The sequence below is a fragment of the Streptomyces sp. NPDC001373 genome, from assembly GCF_042895815.1.
Lineage (GTDB): Bacteria > Actinomycetota > Actinomycetes > Streptomycetales > Streptomycetaceae > Streptomyces.
On the sequence record NZ_JBIAWQ010000024.1, the window covers coordinates 15221 to 33394 of the forward strand.

Sequence of the window (18174 nt, forward strand, 5' to 3'; positions counted from 1 at the left end):
CGCGTTCACCCACGGGGCGGTGTCTGGGAGCGGACCTTAAGCCCGAACTGTCGGGGTGTAAGTCCGAGGCGGGCCGTCTCCTCGATGCTCTGGTGCAGCTCGCCGGCCACAGCGGCGACCTCTGCGTAGGCACTCTCGAGCTCGGGAGTGGTGTAAAGGCGGCATAGGTCCTCGTACCCAACGCGATACCCAAACCACCTGCCCAGGTGGAGCAGGGACTCATACGTGCGTGAGGAGCGAAGGACGTAGCCGACTGTGAGGCCTTCGAGCGTAAGCCCCAGAGGGAGCTGGGTGCCAGCGATGGCGATGACGCTCAAGCCCACAGCTCGGTTCTCGAAATACGCTAGGAGTTCATTGGATCCGCCGTTCACGGTGCCGACGCGGATTCTCTCTATTGCGGGCCTTAGGTGTTCCGCAACCTCCTCCCATGAAACTCTCGCCGCCTCGGCTGAGGGGAAGGCTTCGCTCGTTGGAGAGAAGTCCGACAGCCACAGATCCCGGAAGTCGGCTAGCTGTCGGATCGCAGCAGCGTTGCGTCCGTCCCGCAAAGTGTCCATGATGAACCGCACACGAGCCTCGACCTGTTCGCGCACGTGGGCCTGCACGTTAACGAAACGGCTGACCGTGACGAGCATGGAATTGTGCACCGAGATCTGGCCTCGTGCGCGGCGTGCGGCACAAGAAAGGATGAAGGCATCGATCGCTTCGCGTAGCGAGGCGGGCAGTTCTGCACCCGGAACGTGTTTCGATGGATGCTGTGTAGGCATCCAGCCTTCGTAGTCCGTGACATGCCGCACGAGGGGTAGTCCTTCGGTTGATGTCGCGGCCCCTTCCTCGCTCCGCGTGCTGAACAAGCGCTCCGGACCCAAGTAGTTCGACGGTGCGCGGAGGCTATACATAAAGCTGTCTGGGAAAAGGCTGGGACTGGTCGCCTCGCCGTGCTCGTCGGATTCGAGGTACATTCCGGCGATCGGTGTAGAGGCGTATCCGATGTATGCAGACCTATTGAAACGTGCCAGGATCCTGCGAATGCTCTGACCTGTGGCTGACAAGCTGCTGTTCGGGGCTGACGTCAATGGGCCGTAGGACCTATCTACGTCGTCGTCCACGATGAGAATCGGGAGATCCAGGACGACGGTATCTCCCGTGGCAGGGGACAGCGTTCCGTACTGCTCCGTGAGCCATTCCTGAAGATTCTCCACGACCCGTCGGTTCTTTTTGATCACGAAGACGACAGGAACCCGGCTCGATCGAAGGTTCAGCTGCCGAAGGAGCCTCGAGTTAAAGTCCCCCTTTTCGCTGCTGTTGGTCATGGAGATAATGTGCAGCGCTTTGGAGTGAGGCAGGGAGCCGGCGCCGAAGCGGTGTCCGACGGCGTTGCGACGCGTTTCAGAACGCATCTGATATTGGGAGTCGAATCCCAAGAGTCCCTCGTCAACACGCATTTGTGTCTGCGCCCGCAGGGCATTGTTAGGGCCGGTGATGATCACGATCAGGCGGTAGCCCGCGTCGATGGCCTTGGCGGCCAGGCCGATGTAGTGGCCGGTCTTGCCTGACTGGGGTTGCCCAATGACCAGGCCAGTACGCCGCCAAGCCCCGGGTCGCCGTGGGTCCTCGAGACGGGCCAGTACGTCGTGCGTGCTCTCGTCGAGGCGTTGAGCCACAAGGGGCGGAAGACCCCGGGCCTCCCGAAGAAAGCGCACATACCGCTCCCAGAAGTCCCACTCCCGGTTGTCTGCAGCATCCTCCAGCCACGGCACGTGGCCTTGGCCGTTCTCCAGCACTGCCGCAGATTCCTGAAATACAGTTACCTGGGCCTCAAGGCTTCTCAGTAGGGCCGCACGATTTACGCTTGCGCCCTGACCAGCGAGCATCCTCTCGGTCGTGTCTACGGAGGCCGCTACTTCCCGTGGAGTTGGTTGGCGGTCCGTGGGCAGCAGAGCCAGAGCGAGACGCAGGGCGAGTTCCGTCCCCGGCTGGGCGTCATGCGCGGTTGGCGGTAGCAGGCGGGACTCATCGTCCGGCGCGCTAGCCGCGTTCTCCAGAACACGGACCACCTGTCCGGAGGCGACGTCACGGGGTGGGACAGCGGGCAGTCCGCGTGAGGGCGGGTCCGGGCGGTGGGGGGGCGTCGGGGGAGCGGTAACCTGCTCCGGCGCGGAAACGCCGAGCAGTTCCAGGGTCTGCCGCGAGGCGCGGGCGAATGGGTGGAGCTCCGCGTGTAGTTCCCGGGAGGCGGACGGGTCGGGCAGTACGGACATCAGCCCCTGGCCGCCGCTGCGCTCGGCGACGCGGCGGTCGAGAGCCTCTCGCATCCGCCAGACATCGTCCACGGCCAGCCGTTCTCGTAGAACTACCTGCGCAGCCCTGGTGAGTGACAGTCTGACGGAATCTCCATCGCCGCTGATCTCGAATAGCCCGCTCGTCACCACCTCTGCCACGTCCGCCGTCGCAGCCTCCTGAACCAGGGCGTCCCGGATCAGGTGCAGCACGGCCAGGGGCAGTGGGTCGAAGGTGGAACACAGAACAGCGAGCCGGACCGCCGCCCTGCTGGCGGTGCGGAGGAACCCGTGTGCGCGGACTTCGGGCGGTACGGGCTTGGTAGCTGGAACGGAGTGCGCGGGCAGGCGCCCTGTGGGCGGCACGAGGACGGCGGTGCAGCCCGCGGGGTCGTTGCGCATCATTGCGCGTGACCAGCGCCCAATGGAATGGGCGGACAGGGACAGGACTGGGACCGGTTGCCATGAGCCGGGGCCGCCGGACGCGTCCCGGTCGAGCAGCGGCGGGGCGTCGTAAGGGAGCCGGGCGCCGTACGGGCCGGGGACGGTCGGGGTGACCCGCACCAGGGGAAGGTCGAGTCCGGTGCCACGCCACAACCGGGTGGGCAGCGGGTTGAGCAGTGCGATCGGTGTCGTGCCCGCCCAGGTGTGCAGCAGCTGCCACACCTCGGGCCGCCTCCAGGCGCCGGCCGCGCAGTCGGAGACGAGGACCACGAGCATCCGGCCGTCGGGGGAGCCGACCTGGCCCGGCGAGATGGGGCTGCCGTCCGGCCGGAACAATAGGTCGCGGACCCTCAGAGTGCGGAAGGCGCCGGTTCGGGAAACCAGCGCAATGAGCTCCCTTACCGTCTCTCGCCACACTCGCATGCCAGGGGAGCGATCGACGACGAACGTCACGTCGAACCACCGCTCGGGGGCAGGGGCGAACACGGGGATCAGGTGCCCGCTGCGGGCGTAGCCAGCGACGGTCAGGTCGACGTCGAGCTCGCTCCGCCGCCCCTCCCGCCACCGCCGCTTCCATGGCCGCAGCGCGTGGGTCACGTCGAGGGCGTGCGGGAGCGCTGCCGCACGGGGTACCGAGACTGTGGTGCCGCGGAGCCGGTCCGGCCCGCCAGCGCGGGGTGCGTGCAGGGCGTGGTCGGCGGCCCGGGCGGTCCCGGCGATGTCCGGCTGAGGGGTGCTAGACCGCACGACGGGCGTGGCAACCGTGGGCGCCGTTCCGGCACGGTCGGGTGCACGGGTCGGCGGGACCGCGGTGGATACCGATAGATCGCCCCGCGGCTCCGCCAGGTCCGGGCCCGCGGCCGCGTCGCGGGCCATCCGCGAGGCGAGCCACAGAACTTCGGCCAGGGCGGTGCCGTCCAGGTCCGGCGCAGCCGTCTGCAGCGCTGCCAGCACCCGGGACAGGTCCTGGGGCACCCCAGGCATCTCAGGCACGGGACAGATCTCGCAGCAGCAGCTCTTCGATGTCCCGCCGTCGGTCCTCGTCGGGAGCGTTGTCCGTGCTCAGTAGGTGGACGGCGTTCAGCAGCTGGTCGACCGCCAGGTTCTCGCCCTGCTCCAGACGGGTGACGAAGGTGGCGATCAGCTGCTGCGAGTTGGCCGCCCCGGCGGTCCCCTCGTCGAGGTGCGCGGCGACGACTCTGGTCAGCGTCTCGACCGTGGGCCGCGGCATAGTGAAGCGGACGCAGCGACGTAGGAACGCCGCGGGGAAATCGCGTTCGCCATTGCTGGTCATCACGATGAAGGGGAACTCGGTGCATTGCACCCTGCCCCGCGCGATCTGGTGCCGCCGGTCGCCGTCCCACTCGCGGATCGCGACCACGTCTTCCGTGTACCGGGCGAGCTCGGGGATCTCGAACTCGCCGCGCTCCAGCGCGTCCAGCAGGTCGCTGGGGAGATCGAGGTCGCTTTTGTCGATCTCGTCCACCAGCAGGGCCCGTGGGTGCTCCGAGGGCAGCAGGGCGGTGCCCAGCGGGCCCATGCGGAGGAAGGGGGCGATGTCGTCGCTGCCCTTGCGGCCTTCCAGCCGCTGTGCATGGATCCGGCCGAGCGCGTCGTACCGGTAGAGGGCCTCGCCCAAGGTGGAGCGCGAGGTGATGTGCCACCGCAGGACAGGTCCCAGGCCGAGCTCGACGGCGACCTGCTCGATCACAGTCGACTTGCCAGATCCGGCCGGGCCAGTCAACAGCAGCGGCCGGCGCAGCAGCAGTGCGGCGTTCACGGCCTCTACTAGTCCGGGCAGCGGCACGAACTCTTTGTGCAGGGGTCGGCGGGGGAACTCCCGCCAGGGCGGAGCCGGGTCGAGCCGGCGGGCCTGCTCGGGAGCTCGGCCGTGCCCGGCGTAGAAGGGCTGCCAGGTCATCAGGGTGTCTCTCCCTCGGTCGTGTATTTCTTGAACCAACGGCAGAAGTCGAGATAGTCCAGGTCGTCCCAGACGGCGCGCAACCGGTGTAGGCCGTCCCGGACTAGCGGACTGGAGCTTTCGCTGGCTTGTTCGGAGCTGGACTGCCGTCTCTCGCGGTACGCCGTGGAGAACTTCCCCGGCAGTTGGTGCCAGCTCTCGTCGACGTAGCGGCGGGTGTCCTCGGAGACCTGGCCGCTGCCTCCCTCCGGCCACAGCACGATTGGGGAGGCGGCCAACAAGGTCACCATGATGTCGCCGAGTTTCGCATGGTGATGCCCAAGGGCCACCGCCTGGCCCTTCGGGCGGCGGTCCAGACGGACCTGCAGCTCTCCGTCGGGGCGGGTGTCGCTTTCCTCAAGCCAGTGGACGCGCTGCCCGCATTCTGCGGCTTCCATCGTGCGCAGATTCTCCCGGGCCTCGTCGTTGATCCAAAAGAGGTGCTCGGGCGGCTGCATTCGGTCGCTCCAGCGTAGGACCACGTCGTGCCGGTCGCCGAGCCGCCGGCCGTAGTAGGTGTCCTCGGGCCGCCAAAGGACTAGCAGTTGGGCCGGGGCCGCGATCTCGACCCGCTTCAGCGGGACGTCGAGGGACTCGGCGAGATCGGACGCCCAGCGCAGTGCTGAGCCGATCTGCTGTTCCACTCCACTGCGGTCGGGTCGGCAGGGGAACTCTTGGTGCTGGTAGTGGATGTTGCCGTCGAGCAGCCATGCTGTGAGGGATTCAGGCCACTCGTCGCTCACAGCAGCGTGCAGGGAGACGATGAGCCGAAGTCGCATGTCGCGGGTACGTTCCGCCCACCCTTCCCAGGCGTCGTTGAGGTCGATGTCCGCTCCTACGTCAGCGGCCCACTGCCGAAGGTCCGGGTGCCCGACTGGTACGCCCGTCGCCGCGGCGAGGGATGTCACGAAGCGCACCAACGGGATCACCAGACCCTGGCCCACGAGTGGTGCGCGCAGTCGCAGGTACTCCACCGCGTCCCGCAGCAGGTCGTTGCCCGCGGTGGTAGGCAGCTCGTCGGCTTGCGGAGCGGCAGCGACGAGCGACCGCTTCAGCAATTTCGAGGTCAGTTCACTGCCTGGCCAGGCGCCCAGCAGGGCACGGGTTCGCATGCAGTGCCGGATGGCGTCGATCAGCGCACGCGCTTGTGCGCCGTGCTGAGGCTCAAGGGCAACTGTCTCCTTCTCGACCGCGTCGAGCTGCCGTACATCGTCGAGGGCGCCGGGGGCGGTCCCCCAGGCGGGGAACACTCGGGCCAAGGCCGTATGAGCCATGGGGCCCAATAGCCGTTCTGCCTGGCGGACCGTGTGCCGCTGGTTGTACGCCAACCACAGCCCTGTCTCCTCGAACTGGGCGCCGTCCCATTCCATACGGTGGATGTCTTGACCGACGGCGCCACCGTCCAGGCGGACGGCCTCCAGGACAGCCTCAGGAGACAGGCGTTCTGCGGCCCGCTCGACGCCCTTCTGGAGGATCTTGGTGATGGTCCTGCTAAACCGGAGGTCGAACGCCTCTTCGGCGACGCCCGCGCCCATGAGCAGGGACAGCCGTGTGTTGCCCTGCCGGATGCCGGTGGCGATCGCCTTGACCTCGGGTGCGGCGCCGGCCGCATGGCAGGTGTCCATGATGGTGATGATCCCGGAGAGGCCGGGCGTCTCGACGACCTGTTTCAGCATGGATGCCACGTCGACTGTAGTGGTGAGTTCACCGCACCGTGAATCACCAGCCATGAAGTACAGGTTGCCGCCGGACGTTATCCCGTGGCCGAGCAAAGCGAGGACGAGCACCCCGCTCGCTGTCCCCGCCGCCCGTGCGGCAGCGCGGATCGCCTGTTCGATCTCGGTCTGGCCGATCTCGCCGTACAGCAAGGTCCGCGTCGAGTGCGAGGTCGCACAGGCGCCCCCATTGGGCTCGGTGAGTACGGCGTGGAAAGACCGTGCGGCGTCCTCGAGTTCGGCCAAGAAGTCCAGATCGGGGCACTGTGCCGCGATCACCAGGGCGTGACGGCTGCTGGTCACTGACCCGCGAGGGTGTCCAGGGCCTCGACGACAGGGCCGGCAACGGCGGGGTGGGCGAGATACTTGGCGGCGGGGTGCACCCAGAGTCCATCCGAGTCCACGCGGTCGCTCACCGGGCCCACCCCGGCGGTGTTGGGGCGGACGAAGTCCTCCAACATGGGACGGGCAGCGATCACGTCGTCGCGGTCCCAGAAGTTGAGCCAGCGGCCGACTGTCTCGGGCGTGCCCATCGGCTGCGGCCGAGTACGGGGCAGAACAGTCGTCCGCATTCCCAGGGGCGAGCCGAGGGTCACGAACAGCGGTACGTCTCCCTTGTGTTCATGGAGTGCCTCCAGGGCGACGACCGTTCCGAGCGAGTGTGCGACGACCACGGTAGGCCCGTCCTGGCCGAGGTGGCCTGCCACGCGCTCCCGGATCCTCCGGTCCAGGGGAGCGCCAGCAGCGTCCGATTCTCCGCGGTTCAGGTAGCGAGCGACCTGCCCGAGAATCGTCAGCGTCAGTTGGGAGCTCGCTATGCCGCCGAACCAACGCAGGCCTGGAGCCGACATGAGGGTGGTCAACGCGTTTAGAGTTCGACGACCGACGTTCCCGAGTCCCTGGCTCCGACCAGCTGGCGCGAGCTGAGCCTGGGCATGGAGCAGCACCCGCTTCTCCTGGCCGGAGAGAACGGGGTCGGCGAGGTGATCGCTGATGGCCTCAAGGAGCAGCTCCGCGACGACGGCCTCGTCGTCTGCCCCCTGCGAGCCGAAGGCACCCTGGGCCCCCGCCTTCTTGAAGAGGTCGCCGTAGTAGGCGAAGCGCGTCTCGGAGGCCCAGCCGTCGATCAGCGCGGATACATGTCGGGTTTGCCCGGCGCGTCGGGCTCCATCCGCCAGGGCCCTCAGCCACTCGTCCCCCTCGGCCTCGGCGTCACGAGGACCCCCGATACCGTGGACAAACACCAGACGCGGTTTCACGCTCCCACCCCCAAGTCGGTTCACCAGCTTAGAGGAACCCCAGTCCCTGTCAGTACGTGCGGGTGTTACCCGGGGCGGCTGTGAACGCTGGTGATGCAGCTCCGATAAGCCGTTCGGGAGCCGTTTGGAGGGGAGTGTGCAACGGCTGCTGATTCTTTGGCCTGGCCGCGGCGCAGCCACCGGGCCAGCCCGGGGGCGAGGCTATGGCTCGTCACTCTCCGCGCCGGGCCCCTCCGAGAGTCCGATGCTGGGGCCGCGGTACTCCGGATGGGCACGGTCGATGGCTCCGGCGATGTGGAGGGGCACCGGGTGGCGTGTGCGTGCATCCCAGGCGAGTGACTGGTGGCAGAGCTGGGCTGCCAGGCCGGCGAGGTGCTCGGGATCGCGTCCGTCGGGGTTCGGGACCGTGATTTGGACCGCGGTGAAGCTGTGCCAGTCCTTGCGCTGGAGGCCCTCCTCGTCCTTTGGAATCGTGAGGCGCGTGTAGACGCCGCCGATGCTGCCTGCGCCCCCGAAACCGTCGTAGCTGCGGGACGCTTGGGCGATGTACCAGGTGGGGATACCCGTGCCACTGGTGCGACGGTACAAGTACTCCCGAGGCTTGGGAGGCCGCTTAGGGTTCTTGCGATTACTGGCGGCGTTCACCACGGGGGTCGGTACCTCGCCGTAGGCAGTGTTGATGGCGACGACGGCAACAGAGCGCGTAGCGGTTCGGAGGTTGTCTCCAGGCAGTTCGCCTGCACCGAAGTGCATGTTCTGCAGTCCGGGCCAGATCGTGCGGCATGCCTCGGTGTCAACGAAGATGATCAGCGGGCGATCGCTTGGCAGCAGTTTGAGCGCAGCTTCGATGTGGTGACGGGTGAGGAGCGCTCCTTCCTCGTGGCGGGCATGGCCTGGCCTCCCGATGGGTCCGCGCCCGAAGGCGGCCTCGGCGTCGGCTTGTCGGAGCCAGTCATGCATTGCGTGGTCGTATGACTCGAGGTGCCATGCGCGCTCTGGGCTGCTGGTGGTGTGGAGCGCAGTGAGCACTTCGACCATCTGGGTCCGGTCCGCGCCGCCGGGTCGACGGTTGCTGACGCGTTGCTGGCGCAGGTGAATGCCGACAAGGATGGGTTCATCGGTGAGCTGAGTTACCTGGGCGAGTCGGCTGTCCACAGCTCCGAGCCGGAACAGCAAGTCGCGCAGCGCGTTGAGGGCCTTGAAGTCCTTGGGAGGTTCTTCGTCTGTGGTCGGCTCGTCGCTGTCCGACTCGGAATCCGTTAGTCGGGCGAGGAACTGGGATACGACATTGCGGCGGTACAAGGCATGACGCAGATCGCGCTTGTGGTCGTGCCGCTGCTGGTTGGCTTCCCGCTCCCGCTTGGTCGGCTTCGGATTCCAGATGGTCTCGACCCAGGCACCGTTGAGGACACCATCCTTGAGATCATCCAGGAAGGTCAGCTCGTGATCCCAGTCGACCTGCTCGATGCGGTCGATCGCCCGCAGCCGCTGGAAGCGCACAGCGAGACGCGGAGTGAGCTGATGGTCGTCGCCGTCGCTGCATGCGGCGAGTCCTGCTGGATCCCCTGCGTACGGCGCGAGGGTCTCGAGCATCCGCCGGCGTGTCGTGCCCTCGTTGTAGAGGGCGATGATGCGTACGCGGCTGCGGCCCGTGGCGGTCAGAGCCTGATCCAGGTGTTCGCTGGAGATGGCTCCCTTCGTCGGACGGACAAGCTCGGTGCCTGTGCGGTCAAAGCTGATCTGTGCGATCTTCGGGCGTTGGATCGTCTTCGTGATGTGATCGGCGAGCACGCTGTTGAATCGCGTGCCGACTCCCTTCCCTAGGGGGTGCGAGATGGGTCCCGGGACGAGGGCGCGGACGCTGCCGGCGAGTTTGGTCAGGTCCTCGTTGGATGGCCACTCGGCGAAGCCCATGCCGCAAGCCTCGATCACCTCCGAGGCGTAATTGCGCGCGTAGGGGACCCATTCGCCGGCGCTGTTCTTTGTGTGGCCGATTGGCATCCTCAGGAGCGTGTTCTTGCCGTGGTCGATGAAGGCAGTGCGTGTGCCGGCCCAGTGTGTTGCCAGACGACTGAAGGTGGGGAGGACATGGAGGGCGAAGAGCGGCTCGCCTGGGTGGGTGACCACACGAAAATCGAGCTTGTGGATGGCGTAGCCGGTGCGCTTGGGCCGTTCCGTTGTCCGCGTGGTGACGTTGTCCCAGCTGACGAGACTGCCGTGGGTGTCCATACGCCATCGCACGTTCAGATGCGATGGGCCGTTGGGGATCGGCAATGGCTTTCTGGCCAGACGCTGTGCGAAGTTCCACGAGGCGACGCGATAGAACCAGCCGGGTGCGTGGGGCCGCCCCTGTGCCGAACCTCGAACGTAGGACGCGAGCTCCGGCTTCTGAACCTCGGCAGCCGCCAGGATGGGGGCGAGGGTGTTGAGGTCGTCGCCCTTCCGGATGCACGATTCCCACTGCTGGACAGCAGTGCTGAGTACCCACGGGTCGAACGGTTGGGTGGTGACGGCCACCGCGGGGCTGGCGAGCTCGTCCTCAAGGTGGTCGTAGCTGTGGGGCATGAGGACAACGGGCTGCCCGGAGACCGCACTGAGTGCAGCGGCGAGCCCCGAGTACGGAGGGCGCCTCGGCTTGCCTCCCTTGGCGTCCCCATAGACGGGGAGGTTGCCCCAGGCTTCGCCGAACTCACGGTCCAGCGGATAGAGCGTGATCTTGCCGAGGGCCATGTGCGGAAAGAGGAAGGCGAGGGTGGTGATCACGGAGTGGTCTTCCTGGTGTGGCGGTCAGCGAAGGCGAAGAAGGCATCCAGAGTGGTGCCGTAGAGGCTCTGCATCCGAGGTAGCGCACCCGTCCGCAACCACTCGCTCCGCAGTTCACGGATCAGGTGCGGCAGGTCGGAATTCCCATTGGCATCGAGGAAGGCGTAGTCGACCAGCTTGATGCGCCCTGGTGTTCCTCCCCGGCGCGCGCGACCAACGAGCTGGATGAGACTGATGATCAGTTCGGCCGCGATGGCTCTCTTGGCCCGGTGGGGCAGTGACCGGAAGTAGCGGTCGCTGTTGACGAGCTGCTCGAAGTACTTGCCAGCGACGCTTACTCGGCGGGCGAGCTCCTTCCAGGGATCGCTGCAAGCAGACTTCTCGTCGAGCGACCGGGCTCCCACATGCGCGAGCAGCTCATCGGGTTCGTCGATGAGCGGCACCGGTCGGATCGCCACCCAGATCGAGCCAATGGCCGACTTGTTGGTCTGCGGGGCAAGGATGTTCAGTCCGCGCTCGGCTCGGCCCAGGGGGGCGATCAGAATGCGGGCCTTCGGGAGCCGGGTGAAGCTCTCCAGCTGATCACCGGGGATCTCATGCCAGACCGGCTCGGCCGCTTCGTCTTCGCGCCCCACGGGTTCGTCTTCCGGCCGGGGGCGGACAGCAACGGCGATGAGTCCTGGTTCCGCGCCGGCTGCGAGAAGTCCGTCGCGGAGATGCTGGCAGCTGTCGTACGACGTGGTCACAAGCAGGACGGAATCTTGGACACGCTGTGTGCTCAGAGCACCGAGGTCCCGTAGCTCTCCGCGGAGGCGGGGCCACATGCGCTGGCCGAGGAGCTTGGTGGCCTCTGTTCGGTCTTTTCCTGTGGTCCCGGAGATGCGGAGCATGTCTTGTCCCTGGCCGGGAAACAGCTCGGCCTCGACGGTCACACCATGGTCGACGTTGTCCGGCACCCACCAGGTGGGCGGGGCGTGAACATGGTGGCGGTGAGCCCCTGGTGCGAAGGAAGTGGCGGAGAGCCCGAGCACTGCTCTCTGATGGCCGCTGTGTGCCAGGGCTGTGATCTGGCCCAGGGTGATCACGTAGGTGTGCGGGTCTCCGCCGAAGGCGGCGACACTGAGACGGGTGTCTTCGGGGCTGCCCGTACGAACGTCCTCTGTGAACGCAAACATGAGCCGGCCCCTTGGACCATGAGGGATGGCCCGCCATACGCTGAAGGGCCCGAGAACATCTGCGATGTCCCTTGCCGCCTCGACACCGACCAGCTTCAGCTGCTGAGCGTTGTGGACAAACCGATACAGGAGCTGACGCAGCGGCTCGAGGAAGGCTCGGCGGAGCATCCGGTCGATGACATCGGCTCTGACCTGTTGGTTGGGGACCCAACGGCTCAGGAGGTATTCCAACTCCCTGCGGACGTGGGACAGGCTGCCAGCTTGCTCGTCCGGGTCCGTGACTGCACACAGCAGTTCAGCCACATCCCTCAGGTGCTCCGGGACGGCGTCCAGTCTGATCTTGCGCTCATACAGTCCGGCGAGGATCGCTCGATCATTTGGGCTGGGTGCGGTGGTGATCAATTCGGTGGTGATCAAGTTCTCATCGTTGGCGAAGAGCGCGATCAGTTGGCCAGTGATCCAGCCGTCCCAACGTTGCGGAATGATCCACCGCTTGTCCTGGGCGGGGCTGGCCGCGCGCTTCTTGTGGGGGCTTCGCCTTGGGTGGCCAAGGCCTGAGGTGGAGGCCAGGGTGCCGTGGGCCAGATGGCTGGTGTAAGTCTCGGCAAGCCAACGTGTACGCATCAGCGTGTTGCGCATGCTCTCGTCCAGGGCCGGCCGCACCCGTCCGAATGCCTGGATGAGCTGGGTGTCCAGCTCGAGGAGTGGCCGCTGTTCATGTCGGTTTCCCCAGGCCAGGTTCAGCCCACGACCCGCGCGCCCCAGGACGTAAGACTGAAAGGCGTCCACCTCATCGACGGCCGTGAACTGGCATCGGCGGAGCACGAGCTCCTCCACGGTCATGCGCTCCACGATGGCGCCGCTTTCCAGACGGACCGGGATGTGGAGGTGACCTTGGTAGAAGTTGGCATGGGTGGTGACGATGATCTGTGCGGCGCAGGCTTGGCGGGCAAGTCGGAACTTCCCGCAAACCTGCCGGAAGGGGCACGCGCACGGCCCTTGCCGCAGACCCCGTTTGGGCTTGCCCCGAGGAGCGGACCCGGGTGACCGGTAGGGAACCAATGAGACGCAGTGCTCGTGCCCCGGCACCCATGCGTCGACCTCTTCGTCGAGGGTTGCCAAGGAAGGCAGAGCGCAGCCGTATCCGAGTCGTCGCTCGGCCCACTCGATGAACTCGCGGTCCTTCGATTCGGCGGCCACTTGCTCAACAGCCGCCATCATGCTGTTGGGAGACATGAGCGGTACGACCACGCTGCCGGGATCCTTGACGCCCCGAGCGGATAGGTCTTTCTCGATCCCGTACGCCATCTTCAATGCCGCGACCGTCGTTGGCACCACCAAGGCCAAGTTGACAGCCTGCTGGTGCGCCCAGGATCCCAGGCTGCGCATGAAGACGCTCTTGCCGTAGCCGGTGGGTGCTTGCAGCACCTGCAGGTTCCCCGCGGCTACCTGAAGGATGTCGCCGGTCAGTCGCCCGTCACTGCCGCGTAGCTGTTTGAACAAGGGCCCCAAGGACTCGGTCCGGAAGGTTTCGCCGGCGCTCTGATCCAGCTGGGCGTTGAGATCCATGAAGCCGGCGAGCTTGATGGAGATGTCGTTAGTGGCCGGGGCTGTTTGGACGAGGGGCGGTTCGATCTCGGGGGCGGAGTGTCGCTCGTCCAGTGTGTAGTGCGCCTGCACGGCCCATGTGTGCTCCGTGCCAGCGACTGGAACACGCAAGGTCGTTACGTAGTCTCCGGGCCTTGCGACAGACATGGGTTGGGAGTGCTCAGTGCGGATCCGCTCGATCTCTCCCAGCAATAGATCTGCGAGCTCGGTCGGGAGCATGCCATGGCGTGCCGCAAGATGACCTGAATCAAGCAGAACATATTCGCTGATGGCTCCAGTGCTCAGGAACCGCTCGGCGTCGATGCGCAACGACTCCGCGTTGCTCAATCTGTTCTGTCGTTGCCGCAGCATGCGGCTGATGCGGCGCTGGTCATCGAGCGGCAGGTTCGAGTACTCGCTCCACGCATCGTATTGCCCGGTGAGGAGGTAGCAGACTCGCTCGAGGTCGGTTCCGCTCCCTCCATCCGCTGTTCGGATGGGGAAGTAGGCATGTGCAACCGCGCACGCGCATGCGATGACCTTTGGAAGGATTCGCCGGTCAAGTGCTGATTCGTCGTCGATGGCCTGCCGCGTCATTGGCGCTTGGCCTTCCTGATCTGGGCCTTGACCTCACTGATGACCTCGCTCACCAGCAGGACCTCCATATTTGGCAAGAGGGTGGTCAGCTCGTCTCGCTGGGCTTCGCTTCGGTAGTCGGGAATCACGATGGTGCGCGCAGCCAGCGGCTTATGGCGGATCTTGTCGGCGAGGGACACTGCGGATGCGTAGTCCTTCACGTCCAGTGTCTTCACCCAGCCAGTGGCGGGCACCTTCACAAGAAGGTCGATCCGGTCTTTGTTGGGCCAGATCTCGACGTGCACGCCGTGCGGCCTCAGCCGGCCGAGCCGCTCGAAGAGGTAGACCTCAGAGACGCCGGAGATGACGATGTGCCGCCACACCGCGGTCTCTACGCACATGCTCCGGTCAGGCCCCTCACGCAGGAATACGCGGGCCGCAGGCTGACGAGGAACGTCTCCATCGCGGGGCTGTAGCAGCGGCCGGCCCTTGGGTGAGTCGCGCCGTACGAAGTAGACCGAGTCATGCAGCGGGAATCGGCAGCGGACTTCAATCCCGTCCACATGCATGGGCCATTGGCAGACAGGGCATGGCCACCAGTACTTGTCACGAAAGACCTGATCGGCAGGAATCGGCACGTAGCGCACTGACTTCCGCATCCCCACCGCCTCGGCGAAGAGCTGGGCCAACTGCCTCTCTGCGCCAGCCGGATTCTTCACCACGAAGTATCGGTGTGCTGTGTACTCGTCCTCGCTCGCACCCTCGTTGATACGCCGGAAGGCTTCATTCTCGACCAGCTCGGCATGCATCCAGGCCCACGTGGGCAACCACCCGCGGGCCGGGTCCACGCCACCGCTGAGGAGCTCAACGATGTCTTCACAGCCTTCGCTGTAGACGTCGTCACTGAGATCGCCATTCCTGAGGATCGTCAATCCCCGGACCGCCACGTCAGAGAAGAGTTCGGGTGCGATCTCTTCAAGTGGGCGGTGCAGTGCGTCGATCAGCATGGATGGAGTGGTTGGACCACGTCCCGGGCCGCAGACGGACATCACGACACCCGTCATGCGAGCAATCTCGCGGCGGGCAGCGGGCTCCTCGTACCGGCAGGTGTGAGCGTATCCGGCTCGAACAGCGGCGCTGATCAAGACTCGACGGTGGAATAGCAATGTGTCAGACGGCAGCGCCATCAGACCTCCATCTCACTTCACTGAGTGACCACGACAGAGCTCTCTGTGCCGAAGGATCATGCCACGGGAAGCCGGGACCGAGCGGGATCCTGATTTCGTTGTGGCACCGTGCTGACCTGCGGGAACAGGGAGACAGGTAGTTGCTGACGGCGTGAAACTTCACTCAATAAGGTGACGATAGTGGACCAAGGAGCGCCGTTTTGGCCTCGTGTAAGAGGCGTGTGCCAGGTCTCTTACATCCACGGAGACCCCTCCGGAAACAATCTCAGGGCCGCTCGTGTTCTGGCGTGTACGCAGAAGAGGAGGGGGAGGTGTCGGGGCTGAGGCTGTTCGACGTGACCGGGGGGAGCGCGGCGGAGATCGCAGCACGCTCGGCCGAGGTGGAGCGCGACCTGCAGGACGTGATTGAGGCGAACATGGAGGCCATGCTGGGGGTGCGGTTCCTGGCTAGTGAGTACAGCACTGGGCCGGTCCACGGAGGCCGGATCGACTCGCTGGGCATCGACGAGAACGGGTCTCCTGTTGTAGTGGAGTACAAGCGTGGGCGTGACGCCGGCGTCATCAACCAGGGCCTCTTCTACCTCGCTTGGCTGACCGATCACCGCGCAGAGTTCCAGCACCTGGTCAGCGAGCAACTCGGGGCGGATTCAGCAGCCCAGGTGCTGTGGAGTAGCCCCCGGCTGATCTGTATCGCAGAAGGCTTCACCCGCTACGACCTCCACGCTGTGCGCGAGATTCGCCGCACCATCGACCTGGTCCGCTACAACTACTTCGGCAGCGGATTGCTTGCCCTCGAGCCGGTGGCGAAGGTGACGGCAGGTGTGCCGGCGAGGGGCGGGCGCAGGCGCCCCTCGCAAGGTGCGCCGATCGGACCGCGTGGCGCTGGTACGGCTGACCTCCGCGGCATGCTCGACGAGCTGGTAAGGGGGTTCGGCGACGACGTGAGCAGTGTGGATCGCAAGCAGTACCGCGCCTACCGGCGCCTGCGTAACTTTGCCTGCGTCAACCATGCCCACCAGCAGGAGGTCGTCGTCACCCTTCGGGTGAGCCCGAAAGACATCGACCTCGTTCCGGGCTTCACCCGGGATGTCAGCACAGTCGGCCACCACGGCACGGGCGACCTGGAGGTCCGCCTGCGGACAGAGCGCGATCTGCGACGGGCGGAGCCCATGCTGCGCATGAGCTACGAGGCTGCATGAGCTGGGGACATCCTGTGATTCGGGGCGGCCGGCGACGTGGACAAGCTGGAACGGTGCCCATCGACATCCCCCCGAGCGCGACTGACGGAGACCTTGGCCTCCGACCCGGCCGATCCGGACTGGACCGGGTTCCTCAACAGGAGCAGATCCGGGCGGGGGCTTCTTCGTCTCCGGGGCTCAGCGCGGTCCGGCACTGGCTGGCGCCCCAGACCATGACCGGTTCCCGCCCTTGACGTCCAGGTGCCCGTGGACGAGCGTCGCACGCAAATACGCGCAACTCACTGGACAGGGGAGATCGTCATGGCGCTACGGTTCGTCGGGATAGACCCCAGCACTGGCGGCGGAGGTTCCCCCACCGTCTGGGTTGACGAGGAGAAACAGGAACTCGTCATCCAGGGGTGGAACCTCGACTCGGCCCGCACGGCCGAGGTCGCATCCACCGAGTGGGTCGCCGGGCACGACGTCGGCGTACCCGAGGGCGAGACGCCGGTGCGGGTCCCGTTCCGGCTGGTTCCGATTTTGAGGGAGGCATGTGATGTCGCAGAACGCTCCGGACTTCGCCGCACTGATGAGGCAGGCTGAGCACAGCGCGGTCCACCTGGAGATGCGCGACACCTACGGAGTCGGCGACGAGGCCGAGGAGTTCGAGGAGTTCAAGCGCACCGGCCACGTCGACCTCGACCCCACCTTGCGATGGTGGCCTGAGTGGCTCGGCATCGTCCGGGACACGGTCGGCCGCGGTGTGGTCATGCGGCGGGCGCGGATCGTCTCTGAGCCGGTGACCGATTACATTCGCTGGGAACACGCCGTCACCCCGATGAACATCGAGGCCGGGGAACAGGTCCGCTGGCTTCCGCGTCGGCGGGCGTCGGACATCGCGCTGCCGGGGAATGACCTGTGGCTGATCGATCGCCGCCTGGTGATGTTCCATTTCTGGACGGGTGAAGGCGACTGGGCCGGCCACGAGTTCACGGAGGAGCCCTCCGTGGTCAAGCTCGTCACCGACGCCTTCGAGACGGTGTGGGAGCGCGGCACCCCTCACGAGCAGTACACCGTCTGACTCCGACCGGACCCACCTCCCATGGCCTCTTCCCCGTCATCCAGCGCGCAGGCGGCCCGTGAAGCGCTGGCCATGCGTCTGTCCCACCTCCGCAAGGACGCCGGTCTCACCGGGCGGGAGCTGTCCGCCCGGTGCGGCTGGCATCCCGCGAAGACGACCAGGCTTCAAAAGGGTGAGATCGCAGCCTCGGACTCGGACATCCGCGCCTGGTGCGCGGCCACCGACTCCGACGACCAGGCGGCCGACCTGATCGCCACCGCCCGCGCTGTCGATTCGATGTACCAGGAGTGGCGGCGCCTCCACCGCAACGGAATGCGCAAAGCCCAGGAAGACTGGTCGGACCGGCATCGGCAAGCCCGAATCTGCCGTACCTACGTCTCCAACGTGGTCCCCGGCTACCTTCAGACCCCCGGATACGCCACCGCGCTCATGCGCAGCATCACCACCTTCCAGGGCACTCCTGACGACGTGACCGAGGCCGTGGCCGCCCGCGTCGCCCGCAGCCGGTTCCTCTACGAGGGCGGCCACCGCTTCGTCGTGCTCATGGAGGAGTGGGTCCTACGCTCCCGCATCGGCGACGCCGACACGATGACCGGCCAACTCCGGCACCTCCTCAACGTGCAGCCGCTCGCCTCGATCTCCCTCGGGATCATCCCGGCCAGCTCACAGCGCACCATCTGGCCGTTGGAGGCGTTCTACCTCTTCGACGACCGCCAAGCCGCCGTTGAGACCCTGACCGCCGAGGTCAACATCACCCAGCCCCGGGAACTTGCGGACTATGCACAGGCGTTCGCCGGCCTGGCAGACATGGCGGTCTACGGAGACAACGCCCGCGCACTGATCACGGCCGCGATCGACTCCCTCGGATGAGAATCCGCAATTAGGCGCAACTTCGTTGAGTGCGGATCCCCTATCTCCCTACGGTGAGGACACGCCGCTCGGGGTGGTCACAGGCCTCCGGGTGGCTCCC

At 66.2% G+C, this 18174-nt stretch carries 11 protein-coding genes; 4 read left to right on the forward strand and 7 right to left on the reverse strand.

The features are described from left to right. Window positions 1–5: 5 nt before the first annotated feature. The 7 genes from ACFY15_RS32785 to ACFY15_RS32815 all read right to left on the reverse strand — a co-directional run bounded on the left by ACFY15_RS32785 (window position 6) and on the right by ACFY15_RS32815 (window position 14945). Entirely contained in the window at window positions 6–3707 is a 3702-nt protein-coding gene (locus tag ACFY15_RS32785) for an SAV_2336 N-terminal domain-related protein (RefSeq protein ID WP_390826685.1), read from the reverse strand. Between the two features lies 1 nt (window position 3708). Beyond that, complete coding sequence (locus tag ACFY15_RS32790) at window positions 3709–4644, reverse strand: ATPase (RefSeq protein WP_390826613.1); 936 nt, start codon at window positions 4642–4644, stop codon at window positions 3709–3711. Next, window positions 4644–6701, reverse strand: coding sequence for a hypothetical protein (locus tag ACFY15_RS32795; RefSeq protein WP_390826614.1), 2058 nt, complete (start codon window positions 6699–6701; stop codon window positions 4644–4646). Before ACFY15_RS32795 ends, ACFY15_RS32790 begins: the two co-directional genes overlap by 1 nt. Then, window positions 6698–7657: an alpha/beta hydrolase gene (locus ACFY15_RS32800; protein ID WP_390826615.1), complete on the reverse strand. Its 960-nt coding sequence runs from the start codon at window positions 7655–7657 to the stop codon at window positions 6698–6700. Before ACFY15_RS32800 ends, ACFY15_RS32795 begins: the two co-directional genes overlap by 4 nt. Window positions 7658–7858: 201 nt before the next feature. Then, window positions 7859–10420 (reverse strand): RNaseH domain-containing protein, encoded by a 2562-nt coding sequence (locus ACFY15_RS32805; RefSeq protein WP_390826616.1) that lies wholly within the window; start codon window positions 10418–10420, stop codon window positions 7859–7861. Next, window positions 10417–13779, reverse strand: a complete 3363-nt coding sequence (locus ACFY15_RS32810; protein ID WP_390826617.1) for a hypothetical protein — start codon at window positions 13777–13779, stop codon at window positions 10417–10419. Before ACFY15_RS32810 ends, ACFY15_RS32805 begins: the two co-directional genes overlap by 4 nt. Further along, window positions 13776–14945 (reverse strand): hypothetical protein, encoded by a 1170-nt coding sequence (locus ACFY15_RS32815; RefSeq protein WP_390826618.1) that lies wholly within the window; start codon window positions 14943–14945, stop codon window positions 13776–13778. Before ACFY15_RS32815 ends, ACFY15_RS32810 begins: the two co-directional genes overlap by 4 nt. A 311-nt stretch (window positions 14946–15256) precedes the next feature. On the opposite strand from ACFY15_RS32815, the gene ACFY15_RS32820 reads away from it, so the two are divergent. From ACFY15_RS32820 to ACFY15_RS32835, 4 genes are all read left to right on the forward strand, one after another. Beyond that, window positions 15257–16144, forward strand: a complete 888-nt coding sequence (locus tag ACFY15_RS32820; RefSeq protein WP_390826686.1) for a DUF5655 domain-containing protein — start codon at window positions 15257–15259, stop codon at window positions 16142–16144. Between the two features lie 300 nt (window positions 16145–16444). After that, window positions 16445–16726: a hypothetical protein gene (locus ACFY15_RS32825; protein ID WP_390826619.1), complete on the forward strand. Its 282-nt coding sequence runs from the start codon at window positions 16445–16447 to the stop codon at window positions 16724–16726. Then, the gene (locus ACFY15_RS32830) at window positions 16680–17204 is read left to right on the forward strand and encodes a DUF6879 family protein (protein WP_390826620.1); all 525 of its coding nucleotides are present in this window, start codon (window positions 16680–16682) and stop codon (window positions 17202–17204) included. The genes ACFY15_RS32825 and ACFY15_RS32830 overlap by 47 nt, the downstream gene beginning before the upstream one ends. A 21-nt stretch (window positions 17205–17225) precedes the next feature. Continuing rightward, window positions 17226–18074, forward strand: a complete 849-nt coding sequence (locus ACFY15_RS32835; RefSeq protein ID WP_390826621.1) for a Scr1 family TA system antitoxin-like transcriptional regulator — start codon at window positions 17226–17228, stop codon at window positions 18072–18074. Window positions 18075–18174: the final 100 nt, after the last annotated feature.

What these genes read in the sequence shown, in the direction of transcription:
- ACFY15_RS32785 (WP_390826685.1), bottom strand. Translation starts at nt 3,707, where the DNA reads ATGCCTGGGGTGCCCCAGGACCTGTCCCGGGTGCTGGCAGCGCTGCAG.
- ACFY15_RS32790 (WP_390826613.1), bottom strand. Translation starts at nt 4,644, where the DNA reads ATGACCTGGCAGCCCTTCTACGCCGGGCACGGCCGAGCTCCCGAGCAG.
- ACFY15_RS32810 (WP_390826617.1), bottom strand. Translation starts at nt 13,779, where the DNA reads ATGACGCGGCAGGCCATCGACGACGAATCAGCACTTGACCGGCGAATC.
- ACFY15_RS32815 (WP_390826618.1), bottom strand. Translation starts at nt 14,945, where the DNA reads ATGGCGCTGCCGTCTGACACATTGCTATTCCACCGTCGAGTCTTGATC.
- ACFY15_RS32825 (WP_390826619.1), top strand. Translation starts at nt 16,445, where the DNA reads ATGGCGCTACGGTTCGTCGGGATAGACCCCAGCACTGGCGGCGGAGGT.
- ACFY15_RS32830 (WP_390826620.1), top strand. Translation starts at nt 16,680, where the DNA reads ATGTCGCAGAACGCTCCGGACTTCGCCGCACTGATGAGGCAGGCTGAG.
- ACFY15_RS32835 (WP_390826621.1), top strand. Translation starts at nt 17,226, where the DNA reads ATGGCCTCTTCCCCGTCATCCAGCGCGCAGGCGGCCCGTGAAGCGCTG.